General features: G+C 42.7%; 8 protein-coding genes. 4 read left to right on the top strand and 4 right to left on the bottom strand.

What is annotated here, in order from left to right; all coding sequences use genetic code 11:
- Positions 1 to 197 precede the first annotated feature (197 nt).
- Genes trpB through trpC form a run of 3 tightly spaced genes read right to left on the bottom strand, consistent with a single transcriptional unit; the run spans position 198 to position 2,891 of the window.
- Positions 198 to 1,418 (bottom strand): tryptophan synthase subunit beta, encoded by a 1,221-nt coding sequence (gene trpB, locus QOL44_RS01415; RefSeq protein ID WP_009060481.1) that lies wholly within the window; start codon positions 1,416 to 1,418, stop codon positions 198 to 200.
- Entirely contained in the window at positions 1,391 to 2,044 is a 654-nt protein-coding gene (locus tag QOL44_RS01410) for a phosphoribosylanthranilate isomerase (RefSeq protein WP_009060482.1), read from the bottom strand. The genes trpB and QOL44_RS01410 overlap by 28 nt, the downstream gene beginning before the upstream one ends.
- Positions 2,045 to 2,063: 19 nt before the next feature.
- Positions 2,064 to 2,891 carry an indole-3-glycerol phosphate synthase TrpC gene (gene trpC / locus QOL44_RS01405; RefSeq protein ID WP_009060483.1) on the bottom strand — a complete coding sequence of 276 codons (828 nt, stop codon included), beginning with the start codon at positions 2,889 to 2,891 and terminating at the stop codon, positions 2,064 to 2,066.
- A 193-nt stretch (positions 2,892 to 3,084) separates the two neighbouring features.
- Between trpC and QOL44_RS01400 the strand changes: the two genes are divergently transcribed.
- From QOL44_RS01400 to QOL44_RS01385, 4 genes are all read left to right on the top strand, one after another.
- Complete coding sequence (locus QOL44_RS01400; protein ID WP_228343253.1) at positions 3,085 to 5,004, top strand: tetratricopeptide repeat protein; 1,920 nt, start codon at positions 3,085 to 3,087, stop codon at positions 5,002 to 5,004.
- Positions 5,005 to 5,564: 560 nt separating this feature from the next.
- Complete coding sequence (locus QOL44_RS01395; protein ID WP_009060485.1) at positions 5,565 to 6,878, top strand: MFS transporter; 1,314 nt, start codon at positions 5,565 to 5,567, stop codon at positions 6,876 to 6,878.
- A gap of 114 nt (positions 6,879 to 6,992) precedes the next feature.
- Positions 6,993 to 8,294: an MFS transporter gene (locus QOL44_RS01390; RefSeq protein WP_009060486.1), complete on the top strand. Its 1,302-nt coding sequence runs from the start codon at positions 6,993 to 6,995 to the stop codon at positions 8,292 to 8,294.
- A 387-nt stretch (positions 8,295 to 8,681) separates the two neighbouring features.
- Positions 8,682 to 9,890 carry an NnrS family protein gene (locus QOL44_RS01385; protein ID WP_045086400.1) on the top strand — a complete coding sequence of 403 codons (1,209 nt, stop codon included), beginning with the start codon at positions 8,682 to 8,684 and terminating at the stop codon, positions 9,888 to 9,890.
- On the opposite strand, the gene QOL44_RS01380 is transcribed toward QOL44_RS01385, so the two are convergent.
- Positions 9,810 to 13,037 (bottom strand): efflux RND transporter permease subunit, encoded by a 3,228-nt coding sequence (locus QOL44_RS01380; RefSeq protein WP_009060488.1) that lies wholly within the window; start codon positions 13,035 to 13,037, stop codon positions 9,810 to 9,812. The genes QOL44_RS01385 and QOL44_RS01380 overlap by 81 nt on opposite strands.
- Positions 13,038 to 13,118: the final 81 nt, after the last annotated feature.

Below are 13,118 nucleotides of genomic sequence, written 5' to 3'. Positions count from 1 at the left end.
GGCGAATAGATGTTCGCCAGGTCTATTCATAACTAGATTGGCATCGCAATAATAATCACTATTCTTTACTCTCATCAAAGAGACGTATTCAAAAGCTTCTTTTCGATGGAATTTAACCGTAGAACCTATAGCCTTCTATGCTTGTTAAAACACACAGTTGCCTAAGAAGGATGGGAAATTTCTCCAAATGCTTAGTTTCAGCCTTTTTGGCCTTTATTTTGGAGGGCTGCGATTTGATTGACGTCTTTATCTCCTCTTCCAGAAAGATTAACGGCCACGATGGCTCCTTTGGGAAGCTCACGGCAGAGTTTCAAGCAGTAGGCTACCGCATGCGCACTTTCCAGTGCTGGCAATATTCCTTCGGTCTGAGACAACAAGAAAAAACCCTCCAAAGCCTCTGCATCCGAAACCTTCGTGTATTCAACTCTCAAATGATCTCTTAAAAAAGCATGCTCTGGACCCACTGCTGGATAATCCAGCCCGGCGGACACTGAATGCGTGGAGGCGATCTGCCCATTTTCATCTTGTAGCACAAAAGTTTTTGTCCCATGGAATATGCCTAGTTTTCCAGAAGCAAAACGGGCAGCATGCTCGCCTAGGGCTTCTCCATTGCCTCCCGCTTCTACCCCAATAAGCCGAACCTGCGGATCAGACAAAAAACCATAAAAAAAGCCTATGGCATTACTCCCTCCTCCCACACAGGCAATGGCCACATCTGGAAGCCTCCCCTCTTGCTTAAAAAACTGCGCCCGACACTCTTCCCCAATCACTTTTTGGAAATCCCTTACGATCATTGGAAAAGGATGCGGCCCCAAAGCCGATCCAAGGACATAATGGGTAGTACGCAAATTGATCACCCAATCCCTCATCCCTTCATTAATAGCTTCTTTCAAAGTCTTTTGCCCAACTCTAACAGGATAGACTTCTGCTCCAAGCATTTGCATGCGGGTAACATTCAGAGCTTGCCTTTCCATATCCACCTCACCCATGTAAATACGGCATTCCATCCCAAAGAGTGCACAAGCAGTGGCTGTAGCTACACCATGTTGACCAGCTCCTGTCTCTGCCACAATCCGTTTCTTCCCCATCCGTTTAGCTAGAAGGACCTGCCCTAGTGTATTGTTGATTTTATGAGCTCCAGTATGCAGCAGATCTTCTCTTTTGAGGTAGACTTTTTTATCCCCAAGCATCGAAGAAAGCCTTTTGGCATAATATAAGGGAGTGGGTCTACCGGCATAATTTTTTAAAAGCTCATCGAGTTCTTCCTTGAAATGAGGATCTGTTTGGGCCTTTTTATAAGCGTCTTCAAGCTCGAGCAAGGCTTCCATCAAGGATTCCGGAGCAAAGCGTCCGCCATACGGACCAAAATAGCCCAAAGAATCTGGAAGCTTTAATGAAAAAGTCTCTCTTTTTTGCATATTTCTATAAATTCTGACAGTTTCTTTTTGTCTTTTTTCCCTGGATAGCTTTCCACTCCACTGGAAACATCCACTCCAAAAGGCTTGACTTCTAAGAGTGCTTTTTGAATATTCTCCGGATTCAGGCCTCCGGCAAGTATAAAAGGTTTTTGAGAATGCCGTTGTAGTGCTGCAGCCTCTTTCCAGTCAAAAGGGATACCGGACCCACCCCATTGTTCAGATTTGGAATCCAAAAGAAAAGCATGAACGATTTCCTCCCATAGATCCATTTTCCTTTCGAAGGGAGGTCTTAGAGCCTTAATGATGTTTCTACATTGCCAGCAATCCGCCTTGCTGTCTTCCTCTCCATGCAGCTGCCAAAGATCGATGGGCAGTTCTTTTTCAAGGGCTTCTATTTGTTCTTGGCTTGGATTAACAACGACAGCCACTTTCACAATCCTAGGGGGAAGCCGAAGCATCACTTTGGCAGCTGAGGCAACTGTTAGATATCTAGGGCTTTTGGGATAAAAGACAAAACCTAGAGCATCTGCGCCAAACTCCACCGCCATAAGCGCATCTTCTAGAGAAGTTATACCGCATATTTTAATCCAGACTTTCGAAGAATCCCCAAAGAAACTCAAGCTCATAGATGCCCAGTTGCCGGACCTAAAAAAACGTGCTTTTCCTTGTGCCTTTTGGGAAAGAAGAAGGAGCAAAAAATTCTGGAATGACAGTCTCAGGATTTTCTTGTCGCATGAGAAATTCTCCAATCAGCACCGCATCGACTCCCCTTATCCTTAAGTCAGAAAGATCATCACTGGTTTCTATCCCACTTTCGCTAACTACAATTTTATTTTCTGGAATCCTGGGAAGCAATCTTCTGGTAGTCCTCAAATCCACAGAGAATGTTCTTAAATCTCTATTATTAATTCCAATAATCTCTGCTCCGGCTTCAAGAGCTTTATCTATCTCCTCTTCGTCATGTACTTCTACCAAAACTTCCATTCCAAGCTTCCGGCAAAAGCTATAGAGTCTTAAAAAATGCTTCCACGGTAGGGCAGCAACGATCAGCAGCAATGCATCAGCCCCGATAAGTAGGCTCTCTAGAACCTGCACTTCATGAATGATAAAATCTTTACGCAGCATTGGAAGAGTCACCTTTTGTCTAATCTTCTTAAAATCTTCCAAAGAGCCATTAAAAAATTTTGAATCAGTAAGCACGCTTAGACAGTCGGCCCCGCCTTTACGATACTTTATGGCTTGCGTCACAGGATCTTTGGTTGGAGCGATTGGTCCTGCTGATGGGGAAGCCCTTTTAAATTCAGCGATCAATCCTAACCTTTTCCTATGGACCAAAGCGGAGGAAAAAGTGGGTTTGGAGAAAGGCCGATTGGCTAGCTCTTTTTCCATCTTCGCCTGCAAAGGCAATAGCTTCTTTATTTCTTCTTTTTTAGAAGCAATAATCGTTTCTAACCTATTCCTTGGATAATCCATAAAAACTCTTTTCGCTAGTTTTAACAAAACTATCCATGTTTTAAGGCCTTATTATGTAAAAAAAATGTATTAATCCAAAGAAAAACGATATTTTTTTAAACATTTTTACTTTTTATAGAGTAAAACCTTATGACCTGAATTCCAATCAAAACGTATTGACTTTTAAACGAAAAGCGAAAATAAATTGGCAACCATGCGGCTTGACAGACTGGTTCTTTGGCTATTTTTACTGCTATCATCCTATATCTTCAGCCCAAGAAGCTTAGCTGTTGTTCCTCCCCAAGATGAGTTTTTGAACATCTATCTTGCCTTACAAGAAGCGGAGCAGATGGAAAAAAAAGGAGAGATAGCCGGAGCCTTCCAAAGGTATACCGAATGTTGTAAGCGGCTAGAATTGTTGAAAAAAAATTTTCCAGAATGGGAACCTGGGATTCTGAATTTCCGTATTAATTTTGTTAAAGACAAACTGAGTCTTCTTGGCCAGAAACTAGGGAAAACGCCTGATGAAGTTCAAAAAAATGTTTTAACTGCTCTCAATGCTTCCAGAACCGAGCCACCCTCTTTGGAATCAAATAACGATGTCATTAAAAGTCTTCTTTCTAAACACGACAAAAGTTCAAAGTCCGATGAAGAGGTTCCCAAACTCAAATACCGCATTAGTCAATTAGAAGCTGAATTATCCCAGACAAAAATGAAGCTTGAGGAAGCGGTTTCCGAAGCTAATATGCTCAGGAATAGGCTTGCAGCTACACAAAAAGAGCTGGCGATGTTTAAATCAACCAACATCGAAAGCAAAATCACTGCCGTTCTCCAGGAAAACAATTCCTTGAAAGCGAAACTAGCTCAAGCTGAAGCCAAAATAAGAACGCTGCAGGCGGGCAATAGCGAGGCGGGGATTGCCGCCCTTCGAGATCAGCTGAAGGGAGTACAGGAACAACTTTCTATTTTGGAAAGAGAAAACGAAGTTTTCAGAAACACAGCAAGCACCCTAAAGGCACAGTTAGAGATTGCCCAACAGAAACTTGCTGAATCAGCCCGGGACTTAGCAAACGCTCCCAATACCGAGTCTTTAAGAAAAGAAAACGAAATTTTAAGAGGGATTATCAACAGACAGCTTCAGGAACAAGCTCGAAGAGATTCGGCTAAAAGACTTGTTGTGGAAGAACTACAGAATCTCAAAATCGATTCAAAATTTCTACAAAAACAGCTTGAATTTTTGTCTTCCCCAGTGGTCACCCTTTCTCCAGAAGAACAAGCTTTACTCAAAGCGCCTATAAATCCAAATCTAAGTGAAATCCAACAATCTACTTTTGAAGCCCAGCTCACCAAACCTCCAGAGGAGTCCCTTCCCACCGCCCAGTCAAACGCTATGCCTAAGACTGAATCTCCAGACGGGTCCTCAAGCGATCATGTTCAGAACACAGCTACAATTGTTCCTCCAGCAACTCAACAGGTCGCCTATCAGGCTCCCCATGAGGGGAGTGCGATTCAGTCTGATCCAAAACCACAAACCGATCCACCCCATTCAGCTGGAAGCAATGAGCTACAAGCTTCTCTGCCTGCAGACATTCAAAAGCTTGTTGACGAAGCTTCCACTCTTTTTTCTGAGCAACATTATCAAGAGGCAGCAGAAAAGTATCATCAAATCCTGGAGAAATTCCCTAACAGTGTAACTGCTTGGGCTAATTTAGGGGTAATTTATTATCAGCAAGGACAACTCAAAGAAGCCGAAAACGCCTTAGCACAGGCTCTAAAACTTAACCCCAACGACGCCTTTTCTCATTCAATCTTAGGAATTGTATATTACCAGGAAGGGCTTTTTGATAATGCTGTCACCGAACTGACTCGAGCAATAGTTATCAACCCTAACGATCCCAAAACCAGGAATTATCTTGGAATAGCCTGTTCAAAGAAAGGATGGCAGGAAGCAGCAGAAAAAGAGCTAAGAAAAGCGCTTGAATTGGATCCTAACTATGGGGATGCTCATTTTAACCTTGCTGTCATCTATGCCACCCAACGACCTCCAGCTAAGGAGCTTGCCAAAAGGCATTATCAGGATGCCCTTAGTCTTGGTATCCCCAAGGATCCAAGCTTGGAAAAATTTCTTGAATAGAGTTTCCAAACTTTTAGCGCTGGTATACCCATCTCTTTCTATAGGATGCAAATGCCTCCACTGATTCCATCTAGTTTTTTGAATTGAATGTATTAGGCTTAAAGCTAGAATTTCAGAAATGGAAGGAGCACCTATCCTCTCTCTTAATGGAATTGCCTGGGATTCCTTCACTCCAAAGAGGATGTTGGGAAAGGCTATGAGAGTTTGGATTCAGTCCCGGCACAGACGCCTTGGAACCAGAGGAAAAACCAACCTTGGCCTAGGAAGCACAAGTTTTATAAAGCTGCTAAAGAAGACAAATTCGACTGCACGCTCAAAGTGGTTATATAGTATTATTGGCATTGGAGGTGACGCTACAGTCAGTCCGCAAGAAGCCTAAGATTGCTGGGATAGTGATGGCTTGGAAACAGGCCCAAGTTATCTAGCCAGGTTGCAGGTGTTAAGCACCACTCTAGAAGTACTGCAGATGCCTTTCTGGGAAAAAAAACCAGAGAGAGGGTAAGAGGCGGCTAGAAAAACCTATTGCTTTCTTCAAAGAGACAAATTCACTATAGCAAAAGATGATTGCATTTAAAAAAAAGGGGAACAGTCGACAGGTTCCAGAAGAAGCGGGACTTTTGGAAAGAATTTCTTGGTGTGCTTTTGATTTTTCTAACTCCGCTTTTAGCACCGTTGTTGTAGACCTGGTGTTCAGCCTTTATTTCATACGGATCATTTGCGCCCACCGAACGGACGCAACCTTTCTGATCACCTTTACAACTTTCCTTAATCAACTCCTCGTTGGTTTGCTTTTGCCTCTTGTGGGGACCTTTTCGGATGTGACAGGAAAAAGAAAGGAGATCGTTCTTGTTTCCTTTATCCTTTGCACACTGACTACGGCGTATTTAGGAACAACTGTTGAAGGGGATGTATGGAAAGGATTAATCACTTATGCGATTGCGCATATCAGTTTTTCTTTTTCAGAAAGCCTAGTTGCCAGTTTTCTCCCAGAAATTGCTCCGGAGTCAATGCTCGGGAGAATATCCGGTTGGAGTAGGGCTGCAGGTAATCTAGGAGCCTTCATTAGTCTTATGACAATCTATCCGTTGCTCTCTGGTGGGTTCATCCAATCCAATGTTGATCGTATCCGATTATGTTTTCCTTTGGTTGCTCTCATCTATGCGCTTGCAGGCCTTCCTTTTTTTCTTAACACGCACCAAAGAACACCAGGCTCCCAAGCAAACTTTTCCATCGCCTTAAAAAACTTTTATAGCCGGACAGCTCAAATGATCCCTTCTTTACTCAAACAGAAATACGTGCTCCTTTTTTTCCTTGCTTTTTTTCTCTATAGCAGTGGCGCCACAGTCATCATGGTGGTCATTGCTGTCTATTCTCAAATGCAGCTTGGAGTCAGTGGTGCTGAACAAATCTGGCTTTTCTTATCTCTTCAAATAGGTAGTGCTATTGGTGCCTTTATTTTCGGATTTTTAGAAGATACATTTGGTCCCAAAAGAACGCTTCAGCTTAATGTCAGCCTTTGGTTTGTATGTGTGGCCTTGACCCTCTTTTTAGATCAAAAATGGCTTTTCTTTTTAATCACTTTTCTTATTGGAATGGCAAACGGCTCCCTTTATTCGGTTAGCAGGGCTCTGATGGGCTTGATATCCCCTCCCGAACAGGTGGGGGAATACTTCGGACTTTGGGGGCTTGTAGGCCGATTGGCTTCAGGCATTGGTCCTTTGGTTTTCGGGTTACTTTTTGAAATCAACAAATCGTTCCAGACACCACTTTTTGCTCCTCTCATCTTTTTTGGGTTGGGGCTCTTTGGCCTGATATTTCTCCCTAACCAAAAACCCACAAAAATTGAAAGCAAACTGCCTGCTCATGGTTCTTGAGAATAGGAATGTTTTTTTTATTTAAAGCTTGGAGTCTCAATGGCAATCGGATGGCTTTGCCTTTACGTGTATGTCTAGGTTGTTGTCACTCATCTCCTCTAGCAAAAAGATCCCATGAATGAAGCCCATACCAAAGAGATCATCTTAAAGCCAACTACAACTGTTGGGCTTAGAGAAAAATTGTCTTGGGGCATATTTGATCTAGGAAATGTCTCTTTTAGCATCGTTCTTGTGGATCTGGTTTTCAGTCTTTATTTCGTCCAAATCATCTGTGCCCGGAGAACTGATGGGACGTTTCTGTTGGGAATGGCGGCATTTTTCACTCAAATTTTTGTAGCGATCTTTCTCCCTTTTATCGGCGCCTTATCCGATTGCATCGCTAAAAGAAAATTTCTTCTTGGGTTCTTTTTTGTAATCTGTATCCTTGCAACAGCTCTTTTAGGAACGACTCACGAAGGAGATGTCTGGAAAAGCCTCTTGTGTTATTCCTTAGCGAATATTTCCTTTTCTTTTACCGAAAATATTTTTTCAAGTTTTCTACCCGAACTGATTCCCCCCCCTTCTGTCGGTAGATTTTCAGGCTGGACAAGAGCTTTTGGGAACATAGGCGGCATTTTTAGCTTATTACTTGTTTATCCTCTTTTATCTCCAGGCTTTACGGTGTCGAATACTGAACTTCTTCGACTCTGTTTCCCTATCGTTGCAGCTATCTATATGATGTGCGGTTTTCCACTTTTCTTTAATCTGGAACTTCAAAAAAAATCCACTCATACCAAAAGTTTTGCTCAAGCGCTTCTAAAAATCCTCACTGACCTTAAAGAAACGGCTCTTCTCATTGCGCATAATAAACCCCTGCTTCTTTATTTTGCTGCTTCTTTCCTTTTCTTTTCTGCAGCCACTATCCTCATGATTATACTAGCGGTCTATGCGCAGATGGAATACGGCATTACGGGAGCCCAACAGGTAGGCATCTTCCTGTTGATTCAAGCAGGTGGGACTCTTGGTTCTTTTATTTTTGGGTTTTTCCAAGACAAATTAGGATCCCGAAAATCCCTTCAACTAGATCTTTTGCTTTGGATCGGTTGTGTTAGCAGCCTTGTTTTTGCTGAAACAAAAACCTCCTTCTACGTCGCTTCCTTTCTCATTGGTATTGGAAACGGTTCTCTTCTTTCCCTTGCCCGAGCCGTTATGAGTCTTTTGTCTGAGGAAGACAAAATCGGCAAGCATTTTGGTCTTTGGGGTCTGATTTGCCGGATTGCAACTGGTATTGGCCCCTTGTCTTTTAGCTATCTTTTTATTGCCACAAACTCCTTTAAAACCCCGATGCTTCTCCCCCTGTTTTACTTCATAGGTAGTTTTATTCTTGTTTCATTCCTCCCACAAAAGCAGCATGAAAAGACCCAACCCCCATCATGACAGTATTCATACCTCCAAAAGAATGGGCTTCTAAAGAAAGACCAAGGCGGTTGGTTAGTTCCTTTTACCGTGAAAGCTAGATGCGAGGGTTGGATTGATCCTCTGTCTGCCTCTTACGGTTCAACACCTGCTTAGAGGCAGTGCTGGCTGTAGATAAATTGTCTTGATTTAAGTATTAGAGTAAGTTCTAACCGTTGCAAAGAAGCGCTGGAAGGAAAGGCTTTGAGCAGGCATTTGTAACTGTCAGAAGCACCGTAGAGATAATTGCTAAAGACCAACTATCCCTGAACAGCAACTTCAAAATTGATTAAGATCAATCTTTTTTCTTTTTTTTCCTTACTATGTATTGCATCGGGCCCGTTTCTCTATTCCTTTTAAAATAGAAACATGATTCCTTTAGAACCTATAAATAGAAAGATAGGATTTTCTGATTACTTGGCCTTAGCAGGCCATGAACCTTATCGGATTCTTTTTCCTTTAGGCTTAGCTTTAGGCATCTTTGGCGTAAGCCTCTGGCCTTTAAACCAGCTATTCATTTATCCTCTTTCTCCATCGATCGCTCACCCAAGAATTATGATTCAAGGGTTTGTTCATGCCTTTATCCTGGGATTTTTAGGAACAGCGTTCCCCAGGCTCCTCGAATCCAAGCCACTAACAATTAAGGAAACTTACCTGTTGGCTTTTCTCCTTCTAATGCTTTCGATAGCCCATAGTTCTGGTCACTTCATAGCTGGTGATCTGCTCTTTGTCATCTGTTTGGTCACTTTTGTGTTTTGTCTTTCCAGGAGGTTTGTTACAAGAAAAGATAATCCTCCCCCTAATTTTGTCCTTGTGGCCTTAGGTATTTTATCCGGATTAAGCGGAGGATTGATCGAACTTATTTCTTTTGGTGCCGTTCTTCCACCACCATTGATTTTATTTGGCAGAAGATTGCTTTTCGAAGGTTTCCCTCTTTTACCTATATTGGGTGTTGGCTCTTTTCTTTTGGTCCGATTCCTCAAATTCCAGAGAGAAGAAGACTTCCTCCAATCGGTTCGAAGCATTAAGCAGTGGAGGCAGAAAGCATTCCTTGCTTTTGTCGTCGGGATCAGTTTCATTGGAAGCTTTCTCTTAGAATCTTTTCAGTTTTCTAGAATCGCTTCCTTTCTAAAATTTTCACTTTTTCTTGGCTACCTCGTATTTCCTCTCTTGGGGGAACCAAATGCGATGCCTCAAAAAAACACCATGGCTCTTTGGACAAGAGTTTCGATTCTTGCTTTTCCACTAGCATATAGCTTCTTGCTTATAGACCCACTCCATTCCTTAAGCTGGCTGCATATCCTTTTTCTTCTAGGGATTGGACTTTTAATCTTGGTTGTTGCCACCCGAGTCATCTATGGGCATAGTGGACAGCCAGAAAAGTTTTCTGAAAAATTATGGTTTCTTACTTTTGCTGCTCTCTCCCTTTCGATTGCCGCTATATTGAGGATAGCTGCCGATTTCACCTTCCAAAACCGGTCAACGTTTCTTTCGCTTTCATCCATTCTTTGGATCGGAGCCTGTCTTGTATGGGCCTACTTTGTGCTTCCTTCTGTCCGTATCCCGGACAGGGATTAGTTTGTCTTTCTGCCACCAATCCCGTACGCTTTCAATCCACAAATAAAACACTGGAAGAACCACAAGATCTAAAATTGTTGAAGAAACAATCCCTCCAATAACAACAATCGCTAAAGGCCTTTGTACTTCAGCTCCAGGACCATGAGCAAAGGCCATGGGGAAGAATCCTAAACTTGCCACAAGCGCAGTAGCTAATACTGGCCGCAGCCGAATAAGCGCTCCTTCTTCGATCGCTTGTTCAAGCGGGTATCCACAAAGCCGAAGGCGGTTAATGGCTCCTATCAATACTAATCCTTCTAGAATAGCCACTCCGGATACAGCAATAAACCCTATCCATGCTGAAATACTGAAAGGAAGAGCTGCCAATATAAGGGAAAATATGCCTCCTGTAATCGCTAGCGGAATTGAGAAAAAGACAATAAAGCAATGCCTGAAGTTTTTGAAGAGGAAATACAGGAGCATCATAATGGCCAAAGAGGACATAGGAACCACCACTTTCAATGTTTCTTTGGCTTCGATAAAATTCCTGTAGAGTCCACCGACTTCATAAAAATAGCCTGGGGGAAAATGCACCAACCGATTGATCTTCTCTGTGGCTTCCTTAACAAAGCTTTCTAAATCCCTTCTTTCGAGGTCTACAAGCAAGGCGATCCGACGGATACCATTTTCCCTAGAAATAGATCGGAGTCGATTTTCGTAGCTTGCAGAAGCAACCTGTGATAAAGAAACGATGCCTCCAGTACCTGAGCGTATTGGCAGAGAAAGTAAAGCATTGATATTGGTTCTTTTTGCATCCGAAAATCTGACTACAATATCATAGCGTCTGACTCCATCGATGAGTTGCCCAACTGTCTTCCCTCCTATGGCTCCAGAGACAGCTTCATTAATCTCACTGGATTGGATGACATATTTTGCCAAGGCCAGGCGATCAGGGATGATTTCCAGAGATGGGGCAACACCGGAGGTTTCAAAGGCAAGGCCTACCACGCCACGGACATTTCCTAGTAGCTTTTTAATTTGTTCTGTCAGCGAATAAATGGTCAAATAATCGGAACCAAAAACCTTAAAAGCCACATCCGCCTTAACGCCTTGGAGCATGTCATTGAACCGGTTTTCAATAGGTTGAGAGAAAATCATGGCTTGGCCTGGAACTTTAAGCTTGATTTCTTCTTCCATCAGATCTTCCAGATCCTCCTTAGAAATCGGTTTGCCATTAATCTTTCTCCATTCCGATTTGGGTTTTAAGATAACGTAAAGCTCAGGTTCATTTGGACTTGCAGGATCGGTGGCTATATCCGCCATGCCGATACGCGAATAGACATATCGGATTTCAGGAAAAGATTGGAGTAGCACCTCTTCGGTTTTCTTTTCCATTCCTACACAAGCTTCTATCCCTATAGTATTTTCCCTAAAAATATTGATATCATAGGAGCCCTCATCAAGCTTAGGGACAAAATCCGCTCCCAAAGAACCAAACTTTAAAATCGCAATGAGAAAGAACAAGAGAGCCATCCCTACAAAAAGCCAGCCATGGTTCAGGGTAAACCTAAGGAAAGGCCGATAGATTTTTTTTATTAGGTTGAAGTCTCTTCCATGATTCTGAAAATCTTTTGTTCTTCCCAAGACAGCCGCTGAAATGACAGGGATGAAAGTGAAACTAAATAAAATGGAGCCAATCAACGCAAAGATAACGGTGATGGCCATGGGCCTAAAAGTCTTACCTGCCACCCCGCTTAAACTAAGAATGGGAACGTACACAAAAGTAATGATTAAAACCCCGATGAGCACCGATTGGCCTACTTCAGAAATGGTTTCTTTGACTATTAACTCTTTGTCTTTTTTAGAAAGAGAGCTGCCTAGCTTCGATTGGCTTTCAGCAAGTTTCCTAAGAATGTTTTCTACCATGATGACCGCTCCATCGACAATGAGACCAAAATCGATGGCTCCCAGACTCATCAAATTACCAGACAAATGAAAAAGCCTCATTCCGTAGATAGCAAAAAGAAAGGAAAGAGGGATGATGAAAGAAACAATTAAAGAAGCCTTCCAATCGGCCAAAATCATAAAGAGGATTAGGGCCACAAGAATGGCCCCTTCCAGAAGATTAGAAAAAGCGGTGTGAATCACTTGGTCAATAAGTTCTGAGCGGTTGTAGAGCACTTCTATTTTGACCCCTTCTGGTAGCTGCCGCTCGATCTGCTGGATTTTTTGAAACACCTTCTGAGAAACCGTTCTTCCATTAGCTCCGACCCGCATGAGCACAGTCCCAAGGACCATTTCCTTTCCGTTGACCAAAGCTGCCCCTACCCTAATTTTGGCTCCTACCGCCACCTCCGCTACATCTTTAACTAAGAGCGGCTTTGTCCAACCCGAATATTTTATAGGTAAGATTTCTATCTGAGGCAGATCTACTACTCTACCTAAGGCTCTCACTGTCATTTGCTCTCCAGCCCTTTTTATATAAGCTCCCCCAACATTCTCCACATTCTTCCCAATGATCTCACTAAGGTCCTTAACCGTCAGCCCTAGGTTCATCAATTTTTCAGGATCAGGCATTATCAGAATTTCCTTATCATAACCCCCTAGCGTGTTCACCTCTGCCACTCCAGGGACCATCCTAAGCTGCGGCTTAATCTGATATTCCTGAATGAGCTTCAATTCCATCAGCTCTTCCATACGGTTTTTGGGCTTATTGGGATGGTCCTTTTCCCAATCAAGGGCGTACACAAAAACCTCTCCGAGACCTGTACTGATCGGGCCAAGTCTTGGTACAAGTCCTTGCGGAATTTTATCCATCGCTGTAATGAGTCTTTCGCCCGTAAGCTGCCTAGCCCTGTAAATATCCGTACCATCTTTGAATACTAAAGTGATCTGAGAAATGCCAAACTTGCTTACAGAACGCATTTCTTCAAGGCCAGGTATCCCTGAACATTCCCTTTCCAATGGAAAAGTAACAAGCTTTTCGATTTCTTCTGGAGCAAAATCCCTTACAGGGGTAATAATCTGCACCTGCACATTGGAAATATCTGGAACGGCGTCGATAGACAGATGTGTTGCCGTATAAAGACCAGCAGAGAGATATAAAAACAACACGAGGTAGACAAAAGGCTTATGAGAAAGCAAAGAAGTAGCGAATTTTTCTAACATGTTTCTTAGCTACAAAATAGCTTTTCTAGCTTAAAAAAGGGACAAAAAACTCGCTACCAAATTGACATAGCTGATTTCCCT

This window comes from Candidatus Methylacidiphilum fumarolicum, assembly GCF_949774925.1.
Lineage (GTDB): Bacteria > Verrucomicrobiota > Verrucomicrobiia > Methylacidiphilales > Methylacidiphilaceae > Methylacidiphilum > Methylacidiphilum fumarolicum.
The sequence above is the reverse complement of the archived record's forward strand: the minus strand, read 5'-3'. Positions and strand labels throughout refer to the sequence as shown.

What these genes read in the sequence shown, in the direction of transcription:
- trpB (WP_009060481.1), bottom strand. Translation starts at nt 1,418, where the DNA reads ATGCAAAAAAGAGAGACTTTTTCATTAAAGCTTCCAGATTCTTTGGGC.
- QOL44_RS01410 (WP_009060482.1), bottom strand. Translation starts at nt 2,044, where the DNA reads ATGAGCTTGAGTTTCTTTGGGGATTCTTCGAAAGTCTGGATTAAAATA.
- trpC (WP_009060483.1), bottom strand. Translation starts at nt 2,891, where the DNA reads ATGGATTATCCAAGGAATAGGTTAGAAACGATTATTGCTTCTAAAAAA.
- QOL44_RS01400 (WP_228343253.1), top strand. Translation starts at nt 3,085, where the DNA reads ATGCGGCTTGACAGACTGGTTCTTTGGCTATTTTTACTGCTATCATCC.
- QOL44_RS01395 (WP_009060485.1), top strand. Translation starts at nt 5,565, where the DNA reads ATGATTGCATTTAAAAAAAAGGGGAACAGTCGACAGGTTCCAGAAGAA.
- QOL44_RS01390 (WP_009060486.1), top strand. Translation starts at nt 6,993, where the DNA reads ATGAATGAAGCCCATACCAAAGAGATCATCTTAAAGCCAACTACAACT.
- QOL44_RS01385 (WP_045086400.1), top strand. Translation starts at nt 8,682, where the DNA reads ATGATTCCTTTAGAACCTATAAATAGAAAGATAGGATTTTCTGATTAC.
- QOL44_RS01380 (WP_009060488.1), bottom strand. Translation starts at nt 13,037, where the DNA reads ATGTTAGAAAAATTCGCTACTTCTTTGCTTTCTCATAAGCCTTTTGTC.